The sequence below is a fragment of the Serratia marcescens genome (assembly GCF_001902635.1).
Taxonomy (GTDB): domain Bacteria; phylum Pseudomonadota; class Gammaproteobacteria; order Enterobacterales; family Enterobacteriaceae; genus Serratia; species Serratia marcescens_F.
The window spans coordinates 73060-93965 of record NZ_MJAO01000004.1 but is presented as its reverse complement, the minus strand read 5'-3'; the positions used below and the strand labels follow the sequence as shown (position 1 = coordinate 93965).

Genomic DNA, 20906 nt, shown 5'->3' with positions numbered 1-20906 from the left:
GTCAGGCTCCGCCCGCCGGCACAATGTTCAGCCCGGATAAGACGCGCAGAAACCCGCTCCAGTCCTGGCGCGCGGTTGCCTGCTCAGCGCCAAGCCAGCGCAGATGCAAGGTGTTGTCCCCTGCCTCCAGCGGATGACGAATGATCGACTCTTCTATCACCAACACACTGCACCCGCCTTGCCGCAGTCGCTCGGCCTCATCATCGACGTGATGCACCAGAAAAACGTCCTCCATCAGCAAACGCGCCGGAAGCCGAACGCCGCCCGGCATCATGGCCGTCATGACGCAGCGATCCAGCGAATGCAGGTGGGCGAATGCCGCAATGACGATCTGTTCAAGCAACAGGTATTTTTCCGAGAAGCTGCACAGTACCGGCGATTGGCGCATTGGCTTCGGCATCCGGCTGAGCGATTCATAATCCTCGGCCTGTTCCATCGGCAACACCATTGCGTTCGCCCGGCTGACGCCGTAAGGGAATGGACGCCCTAAAAACTTGCCGTAAAAAGCCAGACAGTCAGTCATCACCCGACCTCCGTAAAACGATAAACACCGCCGGGTTCAAGGCTGACATCCGCCATCGCCCAATAGCCGTTCAGCGCGACAGACGTGGCCAAAAACCGTTGACCGTCTCTGGCCTCTTTGGCGTGCTCGATTAAGGAAATCCAGGGATCGGCGCCAAAACAGTGCCCCAGCTGCGGGTGAAGATCCGGCAGCGCGTCGGCCTGTGGCAATAAACGTTGAAACAGCTGGGTCACCTGTTCAGGAAAGAACGGCAGGGCCAGTTTGCACGCCGCTTTGTCTTCCAAACATTGACGCACCGCGATGCTGAACTCGGCGATGAAGTTCGCGCTTTTCGCCACGCCGACATTCAGATGCTTCGCCGCACCGGGTTCGACGTTAAACAACAGCGTCGCAATGCCAAACCCGGAAGCGCCCCAGTTGGGGTTCTGCTGCCAAAAAGAGAGATCCATAAGGTTGAGATCGACAATGGTGCACATCACGCGAGAGACCGGTTGCGGTGCAATCAGCGCTTGCCGCAGGCAGTATCCCCAGCTGGCGCATTCATACGCGTTCACCAGCGTATCCGGTGCGGCGTCGGTATAACGACGCATCTGTTGTTGCAACGTGCGCCAATCGATAAGCCGATTGGCGAAGGGCAAGTCCATGATGGTGGAACAGAGAAAGTGCCGATCGGGCGCAGGGCCGTCATAACCGGTCAAGCAATGGGCGACCTGCTGCCCAACCGCCTCCGCCAATGCGGGCGACAGCTGCTCCAACGCGGCCGACGTGGAGATCAGCGGGCGGGAATAACGTGTAAAGGCCGCTCGGGCCAGACGCAGCTCATGCATGCTTCTTCCCCCGATTGCGTTGCCAAATCTCCAACAGACAGCGGTAAGAACTCCCCTCCATTTTTGTGAATCCCAGCAGGTCGCGTTGATCCATCAACTGGGGGACGCGCTGCTTCTCGACCAAATCGAACAACAAGGCGTTAGAACTGAACTTCAGCGCCATCACATCATCTTCGGAATAACGGGTGAAGCTCTGTTGCTCAGACAGCTGACGCGCCACATCCTCAAGATAGGCGCGCATCTCGTTTTGCTGCTCGTCAAGCGACAACCGGCCTTGAGCCTCCAGCCAATGCAGATGTTGCATTAACGCCCGCACAAATCGCGGGCGCACAAAGGTCAAAAACTGTTTCACCGCCATCAGCCCGCCACGGCGCAAGGCCCAATCGGGATCGCTTGCCATATCCCCCTGGCAGTTGCCCAGCTGAACGTGGCCGTCGAGATAAGCGGCGCCTATGGATTGGCGATTCAGTTGAGCGCAGGCGTCAGGCGGCAACAGATAGGCCTGGGGGATCATCTGCCCCGGACGCGCCAACACGACGATCGCGAACTCGCATTCCAGGGCGCCGATGCCCCACTCTTTATCCAAGGTAATCCGGCTGCCTTGCGCCGCATCGCCGATAACCTGCGAACGCCACTGATGAAGCGATGGACCGCCGGCGTCTGTCATCAGGAATGCGCCGCGCTTCCCTTCGGCAACCCACTGTCTGACCTGCTCATTCTGCCGCTCGTTCCCGGCAAGCGTCAGCATGATATGGCCGAACAGGCCGATGATATTCAGGAAATGGCCGCCAAATCCCTCTCTGCCGACGGCATCCACATGCTCATCCAGCACCGGCAGACTGGCCATCGCCGGCAGAGGAAATGGGGTCGCCTCTAGCAAAGGCTGCAACGGCGTCAGGGGATCTTCAATCAACATGCGCGAGTCCAGATGACGCAATACGCTGTCATTCAAGCACCGGCGCGTCGCCGCCGGCATCGCGACATGCCGCGCCAAATGCCGCGTGATGCATTCACCATAACTATGCATACTCGCTAACGTTTCATGAGATGACATAATGCGTCGCCTCCTTTAACCCCAGGAAGCGGCTAACGGTATACGTGCTGTGATAAGCGCCGCAGTGGTCAAACAGGAAGATGTCGCCCGCTTTCACATTCCGGTCGCCGTATTGACCGATGACATCGTCACGGCTACAGGTCGATCCCACTAAGACCGTATGCTCCGCGCCGCCCGCCGGGAGGCACGCCTCACCTTCGTTTTGGCGCACCAGATAAGGTTGGCGTAACTTCCGAAAGTTGTTTTCCGTCTGGCAGAGCAGGAAGCTCTGATTCATGCCGCCGTCGCAAATGGTGTAGTGCTGATCGGCCACCCGCTTGGTCGCCACCACTTTGGTCATAAAGACGCCGCTGGAGGCAAACACCGCCCGTCCGGCCTCATGGACCAGCGTGACATGGCTCGGAAACTTCGCCAGCAGAGAACGATAGGCTTCGAAGCCTGCCGTTTGTTCCGACCAGCGTTCAGCGAAACCGCCGCCCAGATTGATCAACGATATCTTCTCGCCGTAATGCGCTTCGATCTGTGGCAGTAACAACAATGCGGTTTCGGCCACCAAAGTGCCAAAACGCAGGAAGGTATGAGAGCCGGCAAACAGATGGAATCCATGCAGCTTCAGCTTGTCGCTTTGCCGAATAATACGCACTGCTTCGAATAGCGTTTCCAAATCCATGCCGAAATGATCTTTGCGAATCACAGGCGCTCCGGATTGCAGCTGAGCAATCACCGCAACGTTGCAGCGCAGAATCACCGGCTTCAGCGGCCGCTTACCCGCCAATTCCACCAGGCTATTGAGTTGCTGCAGCGTATCGACGATGAAATAAGCATTCGCCGCAATCCCCGCACGCATCAGGTTTCTGTCCATTGACGGATTATTGATATAAACCTGAGCAGAATGCGCCGCCAGGTTCAACTCCTTCAATGAGGCGACCTCCACCCCGCCCTGACGATGCACCAAACGCAAATTCACATCCACATTCGGGTTTGCCTTAATGGAAATAATGACCTTAGTCCCCAGGCAGTCTTCAAGTTCATCCAAATTCTTATTAATCAGGCTGGGATCAAAGATATAGCACGGAGACTCAAAAGAATAATGCCCCCCTGCCAGGCCGTCAGCCAGTTTTTTTATTAGCTCTGTCACATTACCCTCGAATAGATATAATTTGATTAACCGTTTTCATAGCAACTCACACAATGCCTTTTTATTGACTTTCCCATTCTGATTGATCGGCCAGTGCTCGATGATTTCGATACGGCGGGGTAAGTAGTGGTGTTCAAAATGGGTTTTCAGCCACGCCAAAAGATCATGCTTTTCCAAGTGGCCTTCGGCCCTGACGAACAAACAGGCATGTTCATCGCCATCCGCATCGCTCACGCCAACGACGGCGCAATCGATGACCAACTCATGGCTTTCGGCAACCGCTTCCAGCGTGCGCGGATACAGGCAATACCCTGCTTGCTTGATCAATTCCTTTTCTCGCCCGCAAAAATAGAAGTCGCCGTCCAGGTCATAACGGAACAGATCGCCGGTCGCCAACCAATTATCGTCACGGTAGGCGCCGTCAATCATGCGTGCGCCGGCGCCATTTTCTTCTCGGGTATAACCCTGCATGACCGAGCTGCCCCGCACATAAAGCATGCCGACTTCTTCAGGCGCACACTCGCGGAAAATTTGGCGCTCGTCATGCCACTCTTGAATGAAAACTTTCGCCTCCAAACCCGGCATGGGTTTCCCCACCGAGTCAGGCTTACTGGCCGCCAACTCTGCGGGCAAGAACAAAGCGCGTTTGGATTCCGTCAGGCCGTACATCAGCAATACCGCCGCCTCTGGAAACACGCGTTTCAGGTTCTGGACGACGGCGGCGGGCAAATGGCCGCCGGTATTGGTGATCAGCCGAATCGAGTCATGCTGCTGGCGCAGCGCATTGCCCAGCTTCGCAAGACCTCCGCCGATAGCCGGCACCAGCGGCAACACGCTCGGCTGTTCCGTTTTGATCAACTTCAACAACTGCATGGCGTTGCAGCCCGGCGGCGCCAGCAGTACCCGGCATCCCACCGCGAAACCGAACAGCACCTGATACAGGCCGTAATCAAAATGCAGCGGCGGTACGGAAAGGATCGTGTCCTTGTCATGCAATTGCAGATAGGCCGTAATTGAACGCAGCGCCGATAGCACATTGTTGTGGGACAGCATGATCCCCTTAGGTGCGCCGGTGCTGCCGGAACTGTAGATGATCAACGCCAGATCGCTGCCGGTTACCGCCGGCGCCGTGCGGTAGATAAACTGCCGCGGCGAAGGCTCGCCCTCCGTCTCCAACCACGCTTCACTGGCGCCATCAAGAGCAAAGGCCGCACCGCAGTCTTGAGCGATAACGTTCAGCGCCGGCGAAGGCGTTTGCGGCGGCAACGGGCAAACGACCGCGCCCACATGCCAGGCGGCGATCATTATCGCTACGCTGGCGGCGCTCGGGTGAGCCAACAGCAGCAAACGATCGCCGTGCATCACACCGCGCGCGATCAGCGCCGCGCGCCAGCGTTCAATCATGGCCAATGTCAGCGGTTGTTCACCAACGGCGCGAATATCTGGCATCGGCAAACCATTGGCTAATTCGTTATATATATCTGCGAGTGAATGCTTTATATGGCTGTGCATAATCCCTACTGTAAAAATAGTTTGTTTAAATTGAATTAACAGCGAGTTAATAATTATTCAAGCATCAAACAGGCAGGCGATAATAAAATCTGTCAAGATAGTCCAACGATGAAATCGCGCAGATCATCCCTATCAATTGCCTATTGCTTTCTTTACCCCATTCACGCCGTATTTTGTCGGGTGACAACGTCATATATCGTTTCACCTTTAGCGATGACTTTCCCAACAGAACGGCATGGCAGAATAAGTTGCCGGCCTCTGGCGCATCCAAATTAAAACTTTCATCCACTTGTTCCGCGGATAAATGCAGTTCCGTCTCCTTGGCGGCGTAATAGAAATCGGCCTGCTGTTGATAAGCTTGCGCCATAAGACGAATGATGCGTTGCCGTTCACTGGCAATCAGCGCACTGAGCCACTCGGCTTCCGACATCGTTTCTTCTGCGGCAAACCATCGCGCTATTTCAGGCACTCGGGTGGTTTGCCAATAATCATGCAAACGGCGTTGCCATCGACGTTTCAGCCAGGGCACCGACAACCGTTGCAGAGCCGAAGCCTCAGGCGCACCTGCCCCCAGCCGAAAATGCGCGGCCTCTGCGCGCAGTTGGCGCATATGTAATGACAACCGCAACAATGCCGGATCGCCATGCGACTCGCCAAGCATTGCAGCGCCATGCGGAATCGCGTTATACATCATCACGTTATCGGACAACTGCACCATGTCGGGCGCTTTCCCGCCCTGCCGCTGCCTGAGAGTAACGCCGACGGCCGGTGGTGCCGCTCGCGATGCCTGCAACAAGGCCACGTTGGGCGTGCCCTCTCCCCAGCACCACTGGAGTTGTGCGGCGGGCGGCAGTTGGAATACATCCCGATACTGCGTTCGCGGTGCCGCAACGAAACCGACGATCGCCAGATCGGCCAGGCAGTTCATGTCGATTGCCGAAGCCACATCGCCCAGCTGCGACAATAGCCACGGCAAGTGATTGGAAAACAACAGCTGCCCATGCCGGCATAAGTAATACAGTGGCAAGGCCGCCTCTGTCGTTCGCGACAGGATCAACAGACGCCGCCCGGCGTCCCACTGGCAATAAACTAAAGCCGACTCAGAGAGTTGCCCTGCTACACTCCCATCAACATGATAAACCGTTTGCTGCATTTCGCCCGGTATAGCAGGGCCGCTTGCACCAAACCAACCATAGATTCTCTCCATGCGGCTCCCCCCTTTTACTGTTGTCTCTCGCCATCTATTTCAGCCATGGTCATACGCAACCATTGGCTGACCAAGAGAGCGGACACGGCCAGAATGCTGAAATGCCCCATGCCTCTGAGGCACCGCATTTCACGTAAGATGTCGGGGGCCAGATGCCAGTTCAACGTGCTGACCACGGCATCAGGCAACATCACTTCATCCTCGGCGCCCACCAAAACCCGTACCGGCACCGAGATCTTCTCCAAAGCGCTCTGAAGGTGGGGGCAACGGTAACTTTGCAAAAAGCGAAAACTGTATTTTTTCCACGGCTGCTCTTCGTCGCGCCGCACCTGCAACACGCATATTTTGCGCTGAAACGGCAATGCTGCCGCGATCAGGTGCCGCTTCAGCGAATAGCGGAACTGCTGATTGACGTTAAACTGCGAAGCCACATTTTCATGCGGCGAGCAACGGTATCGGCCATAGTAAATGTAGCGATACGCGGGTTTAACCTGCCTATCAAACTCCATGTATCCAAAGAATACCGGCGCGATCAGATATAACGCCCGAACCGCCGAATCCTGCCGTGCAGCCAGATGGGCAATCGCCAAAGAGCTGCTGCCGGAATGGGCCGCCAACACCAGCGGTATCCCTGGGTGTCGGTATTTGATCGCCGTCAACAGGTCGCTCAAGTCATCCTGCAATTGGCCGATATAGGCGACATCCCCCGGCGCGCCCTGTGATTTCCCATGCCCTCGCAAGTCAGGGCTGTAGACAACCGTCGGGCTGGTTTTCACCAGACGCTCGCAAAATGAAATATAATCGTCGCTGCTTAAACCAAATCCCGGCAAGAGCAAGAGCACTGACTGTGGCTGCGCATGGCGGTAGATACGACAGCTAATGCGACACCCATCCCGAACAGGAAAATCGTCAATTTCATCTTCGTTCTGCATGCCGGCTCCCTAAATCACCAAATTCAGCAGGTTCTCTTTTTTGAAGATGCCGACGGGAAAATCTTTAGGCGTAAATTTTCCCAACGTCATGACGGTATAGCGATCGCTGAAGATCGGATTAACCAGGCGCATACGCTCAACTCGCGGCTGCCCCTGCTCCGTCACATAACGTTCGTAGTGAATTTCTTTGATCAACTTATCGGCTGCGGTGTAATGGCGGCTGACACGCGGCAACGACGTCGCCGGATCGATCAGATAAACCACGCGCTGATAGCTTTGATTGCTGCTTTGCGCCACCAGCGTCAACTCAATGAACCGCGCATTGTTCTCTACGACATCGCGCTGTTGCTTGAGCGCGTAATCCGCAAAGTTGGTGTTGATGACATCCCCATTACTCGCTTCCCCCAGCAGGCGCTGACTCGGAGAGATCCGCAGTATCCGCCGTGAACTCGGCAAGGTCAGCCACATGTTGTCACCGTCGACCAATATCCGCCGGCCGGCCGCGCTCTGGGGCTGGCGGAACAGCACCAAAACCTGCTGGTGAGACTGAAACATCACCTCCAAACGGTTTTCACCGTCCACCGCATCGTTGCGGTAAGACGTGACGTCCAGCGTGAAGCTAAAGGCTCCGGGCAAGCCGCGTAACAGACCAAGTTGACGGAACCACTGTTGAGCCTCTTTCTGTTCGGCCATCGCCTGGCCGTTAAATACCATCGCGGGCAGTAAACACGCCGCGACACCCAACTGGATTAACCGGCGTCGGCTTATTGAACTATGCATGGTTGAGCGCTCTTATGATGATCAGTTTTCCGGCCCGCGCCGCGGGCAATACGCTACAGACCAACGCAGTGAACACGCTGGCGGCAAATGCGTACAGACACATGAGCGGTGTAAGCAGAATTCTCAGTGGATACGTCACGGTATTGCCGGGTGGCGTCGGCATCATCAAACCAGATTGATTCAGCAGAGCCGCCAACGTCCAAGCCAGCAGAACACCCAGCACGCCGCCCGCAACGCCCAGCATTCCCCCTTCCATAACGAACAGACCGACGACTTCACTACGGCTGGCGCCAATCGCTCTGATCACGCCGATCTCCCGCGTTCTTTCGACCACATTCATCGACAGGGCATGGGAGACGGCAAAGGCCGCGACCACCAGCAAGATCACATTAACAAAGGTGAAAATGGCGCTGAAGAGGCCCACAACCTGATGATAATAGGTAGCCAGTTCGCTCCAGGTGCGCAGTTCAAAGTCCGAACCGTCATTCTGCAAGCTGTGGAGCAGCTGCCCGGATACCCGATCGGTTTTCGCCGTATCGTTAAGCAGAATCACGACGCGAGTCGCCCCTTTGCTCAAGAGAAAATTCTCCACCAACGACAAATTGGCGTAGGCCGTCCGCAGATCCCGCTCCTGCACGCCAGTGGTGACAATGCCGATCACCGTCACGTCCATCGCGTTGATGGTTTGGTTCGCCGCCGTGCCCAACAGCGTCAGGCTATCGCCCACTTTAACCTTCAGCGCCTTCGCCAGGGCCGCGCCCAACAATACGCCGTCCTGCTGTTCAGGAAACAGGTTGCTTCCCTGCAGCAATTGGATCGCCGAACTCAGCACCGCTTCCTTGTCAGGATCGATCCCGACGATATGCGACGACATTTGCGCATCGCCGTTCGTAATTAAAACGTCGGTTTCAAGCCGCGGCGTAACGATTTCTACATCGGGCAAAGCCTGCGCCTGCGCCACAATGCGATTTTTCAACGGTTCCGGCAGCAGCATGCCGGCATCGCTCAAAGCGCCGAATTGATTAAAACCTTGTTTGAATAACTGAATATGACCAAGCTGAGAGCGGATCATACTCTCACGCAACCCTTGATACATTGACTCGCAAAAGCCGGAAAACAGCAGGATTGCGGCCAATGCCAACGCCAGATTGGTGACGGAAACCAGCGTTCTTCTTTTGTTTCGAAACAGGTTTCGCAAAGCCAACTTTAACCGCACCATCATGCCCCCCGCCGCTCGCCGGCAATGTACTGATGGATATAACGGTGGGCCTTAAACACACAGTCCAGGTGCGTACTATCCTCAATAAAGCGAAACTCAAGCCAGCCGTTGCCATGCTTCCCGGCAAAGTCGCGCATCGCCTGCGGACTAAATAATTCGTCCTGCGCAGCGGCCAACAACAACGTCGGAACCGGCAACTCCGCCAACTGCTTGCCGGGGTGGCGCGGCGTTAGCGCATTGGCCATGTTGACGCTGTATTGCCGTACAAAGCTGGGGGCCATTTCCAGCACCTCTGGCGTGAAATTCAACTTGACGGCGCGGAACTGCCCGCATAACCGCCCGCCGCTCAGGGCATTGACGACAAAGGGCCATTGGCGCACTTGCGCAAAGCTCGATGCCGCATTACGCGCCGTGCCCGCGAACGGCCCCAGTTCCGGAGCCAGCATGATCAGGCTGTCAGCACGCTGTTCGAAAGGATAACGAGTAAAATAATTAAGCAACATTCCAGCGCCGCTGGAATGGCCGAACAGATGCCGGCGCGCCTGAGGAAAATAGCGCCGCATCTCCGCCATCATCACATCGACATCGCGCCAGATACGCTCAGGCTGCTCGACGGTTCCCCGTTCACCGGCGGAACAGCCATGCCCACGAATATCAACCAGGCAAACCGCCACGCCTTGCAAGGCGGCAAGTTGACGCGCAAGAATGTCGTAACCGGCATCACGGTTAACGCCGCCGCCGTGATAAACGATGATCACGTCAGTTGGCTCGGCGCTCTGCCGATACAACCGATAGCTCAGATTTTCGACGCTTCCGGCGGTGATTTTGGCAACGATTTCAATCGTCTCATCGTAATGCTTCGCCTGCTCGGTGTAGCTGTTGAAATCAATCAATGTCGGTTCTTCCGTATTATTATTCGAGTTCCAATATCAGGGCGACAGACGCCCTCTGGCTCGCTCACTCCAGACGCCGCCTTCCAGAGCCGCCGCCTGTTGCCACAGAGAGCTGGCCAATGCCTTATCCTGCTGCGATAGCTCGCCAAATTGATAAAGCAACATCGCCCTCAGCACCTGCGTCTCAGGGGTGGCCGGTACCGCAGCTATGAGATAAGTGAAATCTTCCCGCGCCAGCGGGCGCTTGCCGAGAAAAACCGGCGCTCGGCTGGCGGTGATCGCACGTTGTAAACGCGGCCCCAGCCAATCAGGCGCCATAATCACAGCCCGGTCCAACTGGCGGAATCCCTTATTCGCCAAGGTCATGGCTTGCATGCCATCAATATTGCGGCTGCCTGCCTGAATGCAAAACAGGCTCCCCTGAACGGCCATAAGCTCAGCGTCCTGAGGATACATCGTCAGTGCCTGGTGCAAAACCGCCGTCGCCTCTTTTACCTCGGGCGCGTCGGCATTATCAATCAATGAAATGCTGACGATGGCCAGTTGCCGCCACTGTTGCTGAGTGCGTTGCGCCGCCGGCGTCGACAACAGCTGTTGCTTCAACGCCCGCTGTTCCTGCTCCGAATCGGGAATGGCCGTTGGGTACAAGACGGCGTTTTGCCCGTAACTCAGAAAGGAAAAACACAGCAAACCTAACGCGCAAAAGAACCTATTCATCTTTGCCACACTCCTTCCCATCCTGCATGACCAGCACCCGATCCGCCCAACTGACCAAAGAGCGGTCATGAGTCACAAGCACCACGGCGACATTCCGTTCACGGCACAAATTTTTAAGCAACGTCATTACGATAGCTTTGTTTTTGCTATCCAGGTTAGCGGTCGGCTCATCGGCAACAATCAAGGCCGGCGAACCGGCCAACGCTCTGGCTATCGCCACCCGTTGCATTTGCCCCCCCGACAGTTCGGTCACCAAGGCCTGGCATTTATCTGCCAAACCGACGGAGGCCAGCAGCGCCTGGGCTTTCTTGCCGGCGTTGGCGCTGTGACGAATGTCCAAGGCGTAGCGGACATTTTCCTGCGCCGTTAATACCGGTATGAGGTGAAAATCCTGGAAAATGAACCCGATCTTTTCTTTTCGCAGCCGCGACAGCTCGTTATCGCTTAACGTGCCGACATCCTGGCCAAACAGCCGCAATACCCCGGTGTCCGGCACATCCAGCGCACCGCACAGATTCAGCAAGGTGCTTTTTCCGCTGCCGCTTTCACCGGTGATAATCAGAAACTCGCCTTGACGCAATGAGAAAGAAACTGACTGCAGCGCCTCAACGCGCACGTCGCCACGCTGATAGTGCTTCCCCACCCGCTCGGCCACTGCGATTTCCATGCTGTCAGGCTTTAACATCGGGTAACCCGGCAATGCCCTGCGCAACCACCGCGCTCTCCCGCTCCAACCAGATCGGCGGGTTCTTCAGCGCCTGGTAATGTTGCCAAGCGTTCCTGGCTTGCAGCTGCCAGCTCGCAGCTGGAGTGGCGCCGTCTGCCGATTCAGCCATGTGCAGATACAATCTCGCCATCGCCAACCAGCTGGAGGCGGACAGCGCCTGCGGCATCGACTGCTCGGCATTCAGTATCGGCTCGATGCGTTTGGCAATAACGACGGCATTTTGCGCGCTGTCATTGATATCGGGAACCGAGGTAAACGCCCACAGCGCCAAAAGTTGGATATCCAACTGCTCAGGCAAAGCGTCAGACACCGATTTTAGTGTGTGCAGCGCCTGCTTCAGGTCATAAAGCTTGATCTGACCGAACAGCAGATCCAGACGCTCTCCCGCGCGCTTAACGTCATTTGCCGCCTTCAACGCCTGCAAGGAAGCATTGCTCTCATCCCTGTTCAATGCGCTTTGGAGGATCTGATGCGCCTCCTCCAGGTGATTGTGCAGGAAATAGTGCATGCCCAGGCTCTGTGCGTGTTCGCTGGACATCTCCCCCATCGGGGTGCTTTCCAGTTGCTTGACGGCAGTCTGGTCAGCCGCCGCATAAGGCAACTTGGGGAAATCAATGGGTTTGGCGCCGGACAGCCAGGCAATGGCATTGCCCACGACAAACGTAATGAGCAACACCCTCACTACGATAAACCCGACCTTTTTCTTTGCGATAGTTTGCATAATGACCTCAGACCGTAACGCTGCTTTCCATCATGCGGCTATCGATCTCCCGCAGCGTAGAGTGTTCGTCAAAGCTGAGATCGTCGAAATCCATCACGTTCGGGTAGATCAACTGGCAAGCCAGGATTAACTCAACCACATTTAATGAATCAATGCCTAATTGACCCAGTGGGCAATCTGCATCGACCGTGTTTACCTTTAAAATCTTGGCCACTTCTTCACACAGTTGTTCCAAAGCCGTTGGTGTAGTCATCGCGTTATCTCCTTATGTTCTTACTTTTCTCAAGTGCGTTAATTTCCTTCTCGACCATTTTTCGCCAGCAACGCGCATGCAGATTTGAAAAAGTAAAGAAGGCGTGAATCAATATCCCTAACAGCCACCCCAATAACGGGTAGAAGAACCAAAGCTTCCCGCCCTGTATCAGGTTAATCGTTAGCAATAGAATATTTACAATTAAATAGATAAAGAAGTGAAAGTAAAATGCCAGCTTCTTTCTGGCTCTCCTTGCCGCAACCACATATTCATTTTCAGGGTGCACGGTAATTGTTCCTTTCAAATAACAAGAGGAATCAAACGCCAGCTGTTTCTTTGATACGACCGATAGGACTCAGGGAAAGCCGCGAGCAGAACCCGTTCTTCAATGCGGATGCGCCAAAGAAAAGCCAGCGTCACCGGAACGACCAGCACAGCCATCGCCAGGTAACTTCCCAGGGCCAGCCCCATGCCGCCGAAGGCAACGATCACCCCCAAATACGCAGGGTGCCTGATGTAGCGGTACAACCCGCTGGTCAATAACTGGTGGTCATGCAAAATGGCGACGTTTACCGTAAAATATTTCTTCAGCTTCAAAATGGCGCACCAGCGCAACGTCAGGCCGAGGATAATAATGAACAGGCCGCACCAGGATATAATGTCATCCGGCTTTGCAAAGCGAGGGAGTTTTAAGGTGTTAATCCAAAAGGCAAGCAAGAGGGCGCTATAGGTCACCACATTAAGCAACCTGACCGAGCCTTTGTCTTTTATATTTGCAGAATCTGAATTCGCATTTTTTGTTGCGCCAATGCATGATTCAGAAATGATCCACAGCAATCCGATTGCAAGAAATGCGTAATTGAAAAGCATTTAATATTATCCCTAGAAAAATTAAATACCCGTCAAATAAGACGGAAAAATAAATACAGAATGATAACAAAATGTTTCAAATGTAAGATAACATCTTAATTTGTAAATTCAACCCCAAATGTTAAAAAAATTTAATGAGAACCGGTAATTTGTGTGACGTGTCATACTTTACTGAAAAACAGCCGTTTCAATACCGCGTTGCGTAGAGAGATGCCGCCCGCAGGGCAGCATTCCCCAGAAAATCCAGGTGCCACGGGCGTCACCCCAAATCGCCCGCCGGCACATTGAGCTGCCAGGACAGCCCAAAGCGATCGTTGAGCCAGCCGAAGCGGGCGCTGAAGCCGTAATCATCGAGCGGCATCAGCACCTTGCCGCCCTTCGCCAGGCGCGTGAATACCCGCTCCAGCTCCGCCTCGTTGGCCAGATTGACGAACAGCGACACCGCCGGCGTAAAACCGAAGTCATGGCTGATCGGGCTGTCGCTGAACACCAGATGATGCCGATCGAAATCGATCGAAGCGTGTTTGATCAGCCGCCGCCCTTCGTGCGTGGCGTCGTAATACTGCACCTGTTCGAGCCGAAAGTGCTTAAACACCTGGCTATAGAGGTCGATCGCCCGCTGCGCCTCCCCCTGGAACATGACAAAGGTCGAAACCTGACTCATAGCATCCTCTCCGGCAAACGATGTGGTATTAATGGAGGATAGCGGATTACCGTTGAAGCGGCGTAAAGGAGCAACCATGAACATCATTCATCGCCTGGCGCAGCCGGACGATCTCAACGGCCTGTTGGCATTGTACTGCGAGCTGCGGCCGCAGGACGCGCCGCTGCGCACCGACGACGCACGCCGCACCCTGCAGCGCCTGCTGGACGATCCGGCGATCCGTCTGGTGGTAGCGGCGGCGGAAGAACAGCCAATCGCCACCTGCATGCTGGCGCTGATCCCGGGGCTGGCGCATCAGGCGCAGCCGTTCGGCGTCATCGAACACGTGGTGACGGCGGAGCCCTATCGCGGCCACGGCGTGGCGCTCGCCATGATCGAATACGCGCTGCAGCTGGCCTGGCGCAAGGGCTGCTACAAAGTGATGCTGCTGTCGGGGCAGCAACGCACCGGCGCGCACCAGCTTTATCTGAAAGCGGGCTTCGACGGCGATCGCGAACGGGGATTTGTCATCAGGCGGCCCGAAGGCCGATAGCGGCCTGCTGCGAACGAGCAGGCCGCCGGGCGGGTTATTCGGTGGCGTTTTTCGCCAGGCTGGCGTCTTTTTGACGGCGATAGTCGCGGGCGGCGGCCGGGATCGGCGTCACCTTGCCGGTTTCAATCCAACTGCGCAGGCGATTGGCGTCGGCGAAGTGGGTGTATTTGCCGAAGGCATCCAACACCACCAGCGACACCGAGCGGTTGCCGATCACGGTGCGCATCGCCAGGCAGTGGCCTGCCTGATTGGTGAAACCGGTTTTGGTCAGCTGAATGTTCCATTTTGGGTTGTACACCAGGTGGTTAGTGTTGCGGAACGGCAGCGTGTAGTTCGGGTCTTTGAAGCTGGCCATGCGCTCGGTGGTGGTGCTGAGCTGGCCGATCAACGGATATTGCTTGGTGGCGATCAGCAACTTGGTCAGATCGCGCGCCGTCGACACGTTATGGATAGACAACCCGGTCGGTTCGACGTAATGGGTATTGGTCATGCCCAGCGCCCTGGCCTTGGCGTTCATCGCTTTGATAAAGGCGTTGTAGCCGCCCGGATAGTGGTGCGCCAGGCTGGCGGCGGCGCGGTTTTCCGACGACATCAGCGCCAGCAGCAGCATATCCTTGCGGCTGATTTCGCTGTTCAGCCGCACCCGCGAATAAACCCCTTTCATCTCCGGCGTCTGGTGAATATCCACCGACAGCATCTCGTCGAGCGGCAAATGCGCGTCCAACGTGACCATGGCGGTCATCAGCTTGGTGATCGAGGCGATCGGCACCACTTCATCCGGGTTGCGCGCGTACATCACCTTATGGGTTTGCATATCGACGACCATCGCGCTGCCGGAGGCCAATTCCGGCTGGGTGGCATGCAGGGCAGCGGCGTTGTCGCTGGCCAATGCGCGCGGCGCAAAGCCGGCGCCCGCCTGCAAAGCAAGCAGGGTCAGAACCAAAACACGTATTTTCACAGGCATTACTCTGAAATGGGGGCTTAAACTCAGCGAATTATAGGTGAGGGTTCGGCGCTTGGCACTGGGATTGTATGGCGGATTTGTGACAAATTCTGTCGGCCTAAAAATGGCGCAAACCGCGGGCACACTGGGATGAGCGCCCGCGTAGGAAAAGTTACAGCGCCGGCTGCCAGGCCGACTGCGGCAGCAGGTACAACCCCGGCGTTTGCCGCGCCCCCGCGCCGACGATATGGCCGATGCCGGCCGCCATCACCGCCAGCGTCACGTCGAAGGCGTTGAGGCTGTCGCCATAGCCGGCAGTCAGATTGAACATCGAGCCGTTGGCCAGCAAATAGACCGTCTTCTCATTGAGTTGGTAAGCGTTCACATAAGGCATCGGCTCGTGGTGCGGCAGGTCTTTCAGGAAGCCGACATCGATCTCTTCCGCCACGTGGCCGACGTTGAGGATAAACACGCCGTCCTGCGCCTGTTGCAGATGCTGCGCCGAGAGCACGTTTTTTGCCCCGGTCGCCGTGGCGATCACGTCCGCCTGCGCGACCCCGCTCGCCAGATCCACCACCTGCCAGCCGTCATAGCGCGCCTGCAGCGCGCGCGCCGGATCGATTTCCGCCACCATCACCTGGCCGCCGTAAGCCCTGGCCGCCGCCGCCGTCCCCTGCCCGACCAGGCCGTAGCCGATCACCAGCACGCGCTTTTCGTGCAGCGTCAGATGGGTGGTCTGGAAGAAGGTGTGCCAGGCGGTCAGCCCAACCATATGCCGATTGTGCAGCCCCTCTTTCACCGGCAGATCGTCCCAGTTGAAGATCGGGTAGCGCGGCGCCACCCCGTTCAAACGGTTGATGCCCGATCCGGTGGCCTCCAACCCGGCGACGATCTGCGGGCCGCTCGGCGATTGGTGCAAACGGGTGGTTAAATCCGCCCCCATTTCGCACAGGTGGGTCGGCTGCCAGTCCAGCGCGCGGTCGAAGGACTCCGACCATTCGCCGGCATTCATGTCGCGCCAGGCATAGGCCTGCGCGCCCCGCCGTTCCAGCCAGGCCACCACGTCGTCCTGCACCGTGGTGGGATTGCAGGTGGTCAGGAAGATCGCCGCGCCCTTATCCAGCAGGCCGGCCACCAGCGGCGCCATTTTCAGGTCCAGGTGCATATTGCACGCCAACCGCACCCCGTGCAGATTCGGCAACGCCGCCACCGCCGCCCGGGTGCGCGGCATATGGCGCATCGCCCAGATTAATTCGCTCTCAAAATCCTGATACATCCGTTGCTCCTCTGCTGTGCCCCGCCGCAAGGCGTGGCAAAAAAGTCATCCCGCGCGGCCGAGCCGGCGGATCGCCTGCGGCGACAGGCCAAATACGCGGATAAACGCCCGCCTCATGCGCTCCGGATCGCTGAATCCCACCGAACGGGCGATCGCCTCCAGCGGTTCGGCGCTCTCTTCGATGCGCACTCTGGCCGCCTCCACCCGCAGCTGTTCGATCACCTTGGCCGGCGTCTGGCCGGTTTCGGCGCGGAACAGCCGGCCGAACTGGCGCTCGCTCAGGCAGGCGGCGTCGGCCAGATCCGCCACCGACAGCGGCAGATGCAAATGCTCGCGGGCGAACGACAGCGCGGCACGCATGCGATCCGACGACGGATTCAACGCCAGCAACAGCGAATACTGCGACTGCCCGCCGGGGCGCCGGTGATAAACCACCAGCTGCCGCGCCACGCCCGCCGCCATCGTGGCACCGAGGTCGTCTTCGATCAACGCCAGCGCCAGATCGATGCCGGCGCTGATGCCGGCCGAGGTCCAGATATCGCCGTCGCGAATGAAGATGCGGTTGCTGTCGACGCGGATGCGCGGGTAACTCTGCTGCAGCCGCGCCGCATGATACCAATGGGTGGTAGCGCGTTTGCCGTCCAGCAAGCCGCAGGCCGCCAGAATAAACGCCCCGGTACACACGCTGGCGATGCGCCGCGCTCGCCGGCTGTGGGCTGCCAGGAACGCTGCCAGCGCCGGTGACTGCGCCGCCATCACGTTGCCGCTGCCGCCGGCCACCACCAGCGTATCGAAACGCTCGTCGCCGCACGGCTGCGTGGCGATCTCCACCCCGGCCGAGCTGGCGATCATCCCCCCCTGCGGCGAGATCGCCACGCAGCGGTAGGCCGGCGGATCGGTAAACTGGCTGACGTTATCGAACGCCGCCAGCGGGCCGGCAAAGTCCAGCAGGTTAAAACCGGGAAAAACCACAAAACCGATCGTTTTCATGATGGCGCTTTTTGAGGGTTATCTGTCATATCAGCCAAAAACAGGGCGGCTATTATGGCCCAGGTCCAACGATAAAAATGAGGCGAATGTCATGTCTGAACCACTCGTGATTGTATTTCCCATCTATCAAGGCGTCACTCAACTCGACTTCACCGGCCCGCTGCAGTTTCTGCGCCACATGCCGGGCGCGGAAATCATCGTCGCTTCGGTAGACGGCGCGGATGTCGAGTCGGAAGGCTTGCACTTCACCCAACTGCGCCCGCTGCCGGAGATCGCGCGCTGCGACGTGCTGTGCGTGCCAGGCGGCAGCGGTTGCACCCAGGCGCTGCAGGATAAGGCGTTTATGCAGCAAATCCGGCGGCTGGGCACCGATGCCCGCTACCTGACCTCGGTATGCACCGGTTCGCTGATCCTGGCCGCCGCCGGTCTGCTGCCGGGCAAACGCGCCGCCTGCCACTGGTCGATGCGCGACAGCCTGCAGCTGTTCGGCGCCATACCCAGCGCTGCACGCGTAGAGCGCGACGGCAACGTGATCAGCGGCGGCGGCGTCACCGCCGGCATCGACTTTGCGCTGGCGCTGATCGCCGAACTGCACGGCGAAGACACCGCCCAGACGATCCAACTCTATCTGGAATACGCCCCGGCCCCGCCGTTCACGGGCGGCACGCCGGAACTGGCCCCGCCGCACATTTACGCCAGGGTACAGGCACAAATGGCGGAAAGCCTGGCGCGGCGCAGAGCGTTGGTGGCCCAGATCGCCCAAGGCTAGCGATCGGGCGTATACTTGCCCTTATGCGTCAGTCACATAAGGAGTAAGGAATGACCGATTTGGCCCACTACATTACGGACTACGGCTACTGGGCGTTGTTTATCGGCTGCCTGGCGGAGGGGGAAACCATCACGCTGCTGGGCGGCATCGCCGCCCATGAAGGGCTGCTGCACTGGCCGTGGGTGATCGCGGTGGTGGCGCTGGGCGGCACGCTGGGGGATCAGCTGCTGTACTTCACCGGCCGCCGGTTCGAAGGCCGGGTCATCTCGCGGCTCAAAGGGCAGGAAAAGCGCATCGCGCGCGCCAGAAGGCTGATCGCCCGCCACCCGATGCTGTTCGTGATCGGCGTGCGCTTTATGTACGGCTTTCGCATCATCGGCCCGGTGCTGATCGGCGCCAGCCGCCTGCCGCCGTCGCGCTTCGTGCCGCTCAATATCCTCGGCGCCATACTGTGGGCGACGATCTTCGTCATGCTCGGCTATTTTGGCGGCCAGGCGATCGAAAGTTTCGTCACCGGCTTCGACAAAAAACTCTCCAGCCTGCTGTTTGTCGCGCTGGCGATCGCCGCCATCCTGCTGGTGCGCTTCTGGTGGCGCAAGCGCCACGCGGATTGAACAAGCGTACCCGGCCGTCAGCTTTCCTGCGGCGCTTCGCGCATCAGCGCCACCAGTTCGCGCGCCGCCTTGTCCAGCGGGCGGCTCTTCAGCCAGATCAGATGCATCGGCAAGCGCAGTTCGTTCTTGGTGTTTTTGAATTTCAGCGGCACCAGCCGCCCCTGCGCCAGCAGCGGTTCGGCCAGCGACAGCGGGAAGTTGCCCCAACCCAGGCCCGCTTCCACCATGTTCATCGCCATCGGCAGGCTGTCGGTGCGCCAGTAGGCCTCCGCCACCTGCGGGCGCAGATCGCCGATCGGCAGATCGCGGCTGGCCACCATGATCTGCCGCACGTTGACCAGATCCTCGAGAAACAGCTCGCCCGCCGCGCCGTCCAGCGCCGGATGCTGCGGCGACACCATCGCCACCAGTGACTCCGCGCCGACGGAGTGGAACTGCTCCGCACTGTTGATGTTCAGCCCGCCGAACGCCAGGCAGACGCCGATGCGCCCCTGATGCAGCATGTGCAGCACGTCGTCCTGCGGCGCCGTGAGCACTTCGATATTCAGCAGCGGGTAACGCTGCGACAGCGTTTTCACCGCCGCCAGCAGGCCGGCGCCGTTGATGTCCGACGCCACGCCGATCGAAAGCGTGCTCTCCAGCCCTTGTGAAAGTTCGATGGCATGCACCTGCAGCTGCTTGAGCTGCCCGGCGATCAACCGGGCGTGCGGCGCCAAAGCCAGCGCCAGCGCGGTCGGCGTCGGTTCGCGGTGCGAGCGATCGAACAGTGCGAAACCGAGTTCCGCCTCCATGTTGGCGATGCCCATGCTGACGGCAGACGGCACGCGCCGCAGCGCGCGGGCGGCGGCGGAAAACGAACCGCGATCGAGCACCGCCAAAAACAGTTCGATATTGTCGCTGGAAAAATTCATCGCTCAACCTGTCAGTAAAACTGACAGCTCCTGACTTTTTCTATCAATGTGATTGACGCTATCTTAGCCGCCGTCGCCACAGAGGCAACTAAAAACAGATCGGGAGAAAACAATGCAAGGCGTCAAACGCAAACTGGTGTATGTCACCGCTTATGAAATTATCGGCATGACGATCTCGGCGCTGGGGCTGGCGCTGCTGTCGGGCCACGCGCCGACCAGCACCGGGCCGCTGGCGGTGGTGATCACCACTATCGCGGTCAGCTGGAACTTCATTTACAACTACCTGTTCGAGTGGTGGGAGAGCCGCCAGGCGTCGCGCGCCCGTACCCTCAAGCGCCGCATTTTGCACGCGGTCGGGTTTCAGCTGACGCTGGTGGTGTATCTGATCCCGCTGATCGCCTGGTGGATGGGCATCACGCTGTGGCAAGCGCTGCTGCTGGATATGGCGCTGATCGTCATCATTCCTTGCTACACCTTCCTGTTTAACTGGGCATTCGACAAACTGTTCGGCCTGCCGGCTTCGGCCCTGCCGGCCGGTGAATCCGCCTGAGGTTAACGCCCGCCCTTTTCGCCTGCGCACGTTCACCACGGCGCAGGCAAAGCCCCGTCTTATTTCCCGCCCGCCGTCTCCCTCACGCAAAATAGCCGCCAATTCCCTTTAATTTGCACGGTAATTATTATTCTGTGATTTCAATCACTTTTATCGTTCGATATTTCCGTGTTGATAATGAGACTCATCTTACTGAATAATATGCGCTTTTGTTTTCAGTTTAAAAAACAAACACACTTGTTCACGCTTTGCACACAGGTTTTTTTGCCACATTTAACGGGAAA

The 20906-nt window shown here is 57.7% G+C and carries 25 protein-coding genes; 4 read left to right on the top strand and 21 right to left on the bottom strand.

Annotated elements, in window-relative coordinates; translation table 11 throughout:
- Position 1: 1 nt before the first annotated feature.
- The 17 genes from BHU62_RS04950 to BHU62_RS04870 all read right to left on the bottom strand — a co-directional run bounded on the left by BHU62_RS04950 (position 2) and on the right by BHU62_RS04870 (position 14037).
- On the bottom strand, positions 2-523 hold the full coding sequence (locus BHU62_RS04950; protein WP_073529483.1) for a hypothetical protein: 522 nt from the start codon (positions 521-523) through the stop codon (positions 2-4).
- Positions 523-1350 (bottom strand): hypothetical protein, encoded by an 828-nt coding sequence (locus tag BHU62_RS24575; RefSeq protein ID WP_078062017.1) that lies wholly within the window; start codon positions 1348-1350, stop codon positions 523-525. The genes BHU62_RS04950 and BHU62_RS24575 overlap by 1 nt, the downstream gene beginning before the upstream one ends.
- On the bottom strand, positions 1343-2404 hold the full coding sequence (locus BHU62_RS04940; RefSeq protein WP_139282249.1) for a hypothetical protein: 1062 nt from the start codon (positions 2402-2404) through the stop codon (positions 1343-1345). The genes BHU62_RS24575 and BHU62_RS04940 overlap by 8 nt, the downstream gene beginning before the upstream one ends.
- Complete coding sequence (locus BHU62_RS04935) at positions 2391-3542, bottom strand: hypothetical protein (protein ID WP_078062015.1); 1152 nt, start codon at positions 3540-3542, stop codon at positions 2391-2393. The genes BHU62_RS04940 and BHU62_RS04935 overlap by 14 nt, the downstream gene beginning before the upstream one ends.
- Positions 3543-3578: 36 nt before the next feature.
- Entirely contained in the window at positions 3579-4991 is a 1413-nt protein-coding gene (locus BHU62_RS04930) for a class I adenylate-forming enzyme family protein (protein WP_073529481.1), read from the bottom strand.
- A 127-nt stretch (positions 4992-5118) separates the two neighbouring features.
- The gene (locus tag BHU62_RS04925) at positions 5119-6261 is read right to left on the bottom strand and encodes a hypothetical protein (protein WP_073529480.1); all 1143 of its coding nucleotides are present in this window, start codon (positions 6259-6261) and stop codon (positions 5119-5121) included.
- Between the two features lie 14 nt (positions 6262-6275).
- On the bottom strand, positions 6276-7193 hold the full coding sequence (locus BHU62_RS04920; RefSeq protein ID WP_073529479.1) for an alpha/beta hydrolase: 918 nt from the start codon (positions 7191-7193) through the stop codon (positions 6276-6278).
- Positions 7194-7202: 9 nt separating this feature from the next.
- Complete coding sequence (locus BHU62_RS04915) at positions 7203-7973, bottom strand: outer membrane lipoprotein-sorting protein (RefSeq protein ID WP_078062013.1); 771 nt, start codon at positions 7971-7973, stop codon at positions 7203-7205.
- Positions 7966-9195 carry an ABC transporter permease gene (locus BHU62_RS04910; RefSeq protein WP_073529477.1) on the bottom strand — a complete coding sequence of 410 codons (1230 nt, stop codon included), beginning with the start codon at positions 9193-9195 and terminating at the stop codon, positions 7966-7968. The genes BHU62_RS04915 and BHU62_RS04910 overlap by 8 nt, the downstream gene beginning before the upstream one ends.
- Positions 9192-10085: an alpha/beta hydrolase gene (locus tag BHU62_RS04905; RefSeq protein WP_073529476.1), complete on the bottom strand. Its 894-nt coding sequence runs from the start codon at positions 10083-10085 to the stop codon at positions 9192-9194. The genes BHU62_RS04910 and BHU62_RS04905 overlap by 4 nt, the downstream gene beginning before the upstream one ends.
- Positions 10086-10121: 36 nt before the next feature.
- Positions 10122-10688, bottom strand: a complete 567-nt coding sequence (locus tag BHU62_RS04900; RefSeq protein ID WP_139282248.1) for a hypothetical protein — start codon at positions 10686-10688, stop codon at positions 10122-10124.
- A 106-nt stretch (positions 10689-10794) separates the two neighbouring features.
- Entirely contained in the window at positions 10795-11487 is a 693-nt protein-coding gene (locus tag BHU62_RS04895) for an ABC transporter ATP-binding protein (protein WP_139282247.1), read from the bottom strand.
- Positions 11474-12250, bottom strand: a complete 777-nt coding sequence (locus BHU62_RS24820) for a hypothetical protein (protein WP_073529473.1) — start codon at positions 12248-12250, stop codon at positions 11474-11476. The genes BHU62_RS04895 and BHU62_RS24820 overlap by 14 nt, the downstream gene beginning before the upstream one ends.
- A 7-nt stretch (positions 12251-12257) precedes the next feature.
- Positions 12258-12503, bottom strand: a complete 246-nt coding sequence (locus tag BHU62_RS04885; RefSeq protein ID WP_049053149.1) for an acyl carrier protein — start codon at positions 12501-12503, stop codon at positions 12258-12260.
- Positions 12504-12507: 4 nt separating this feature from the next.
- Positions 12508-12789: a 2TM domain-containing protein gene (locus tag BHU62_RS04880; protein WP_073529472.1), complete on the bottom strand. Its 282-nt coding sequence runs from the start codon at positions 12787-12789 to the stop codon at positions 12508-12510.
- Between the two features lie 14 nt (positions 12790-12803).
- Positions 12804-13373 (bottom strand): methyltransferase family protein, encoded by a 570-nt coding sequence (locus BHU62_RS04875; RefSeq protein ID WP_073529471.1) that lies wholly within the window; start codon positions 13371-13373, stop codon positions 12804-12806.
- Positions 13374-13632: 259 nt separating this feature from the next.
- Positions 13633-14037 carry a VOC family protein gene (locus BHU62_RS04870; protein WP_073529470.1) on the bottom strand — a complete coding sequence of 135 codons (405 nt, stop codon included), beginning with the start codon at positions 14035-14037 and terminating at the stop codon, positions 13633-13635.
- Between the two features lie 76 nt (positions 14038-14113).
- On the opposite strand from BHU62_RS04870, the gene BHU62_RS04865 reads away from it, so the two are divergent.
- Positions 14114-14569, top strand: a complete 456-nt coding sequence (locus BHU62_RS04865) for a GNAT family N-acetyltransferase (protein WP_073529469.1) — start codon at positions 14114-14116, stop codon at positions 14567-14569.
- Positions 14570-14603: 34 nt separating this feature from the next.
- Here the strand turns inward: BHU62_RS04865 and pbpG are convergent, their stop codons facing one another.
- The 3 genes from pbpG to BHU62_RS04850 form a co-directional block, all read right to left on the bottom strand.
- Positions 14604-15533, bottom strand: coding sequence for a D-alanyl-D-alanine endopeptidase (gene pbpG, locus BHU62_RS04860; protein ID WP_025160019.1), 930 nt, complete (start codon positions 15531-15533; stop codon positions 14604-14606).
- Positions 15534-15684: 151 nt separating this feature from the next.
- The gene (locus BHU62_RS04855; RefSeq protein WP_073529468.1) at positions 15685-16788 is read right to left on the bottom strand and encodes an adenosylhomocysteinase; all 1104 of its coding nucleotides are present in this window, start codon (positions 16786-16788) and stop codon (positions 15685-15687) included.
- 45 nt (positions 16789-16833) lie between these two features.
- Positions 16834-17778: a GlxA family transcriptional regulator gene (locus BHU62_RS04850; RefSeq protein ID WP_073529467.1), complete on the bottom strand. Its 945-nt coding sequence runs from the start codon at positions 17776-17778 to the stop codon at positions 16834-16836.
- Positions 17779-17869: 91 nt separating this feature from the next.
- Between BHU62_RS04850 and BHU62_RS04845 the strand changes: the two genes are divergently transcribed.
- The gene (locus tag BHU62_RS04845) at positions 17870-18547 is read left to right on the top strand and encodes a DJ-1/PfpI family protein (protein ID WP_073529466.1); all 678 of its coding nucleotides are present in this window, start codon (positions 17870-17872) and stop codon (positions 18545-18547) included.
- A gap of 50 nt (positions 18548-18597) precedes the next feature.
- Positions 18598-19161 carry a DedA family protein gene (locus BHU62_RS04840; protein WP_073529465.1) on the top strand — a complete coding sequence of 188 codons (564 nt, stop codon included), beginning with the start codon at positions 18598-18600 and terminating at the stop codon, positions 19159-19161.
- A gap of 17 nt (positions 19162-19178) precedes the next feature.
- On the opposite strand, the gene BHU62_RS04835 is transcribed toward BHU62_RS04840, so the two are convergent.
- The gene (locus tag BHU62_RS04835; RefSeq protein WP_073529464.1) at positions 19179-20072 is read right to left on the bottom strand and encodes a LysR family transcriptional regulator; all 894 of its coding nucleotides are present in this window, start codon (positions 20070-20072) and stop codon (positions 19179-19181) included.
- A 112-nt stretch (positions 20073-20184) separates the two neighbouring features.
- Here BHU62_RS04835 and BHU62_RS04830 point away from each other — a divergent pair, with 112 nt between their 5' ends.
- Positions 20185-20622 (top strand): PACE efflux transporter, encoded by a 438-nt coding sequence (locus BHU62_RS04830; protein WP_019453963.1) that lies wholly within the window; start codon positions 20185-20187, stop codon positions 20620-20622.
- The last annotated feature ends 284 nt before the right edge of the window (positions 20623-20906 follow it).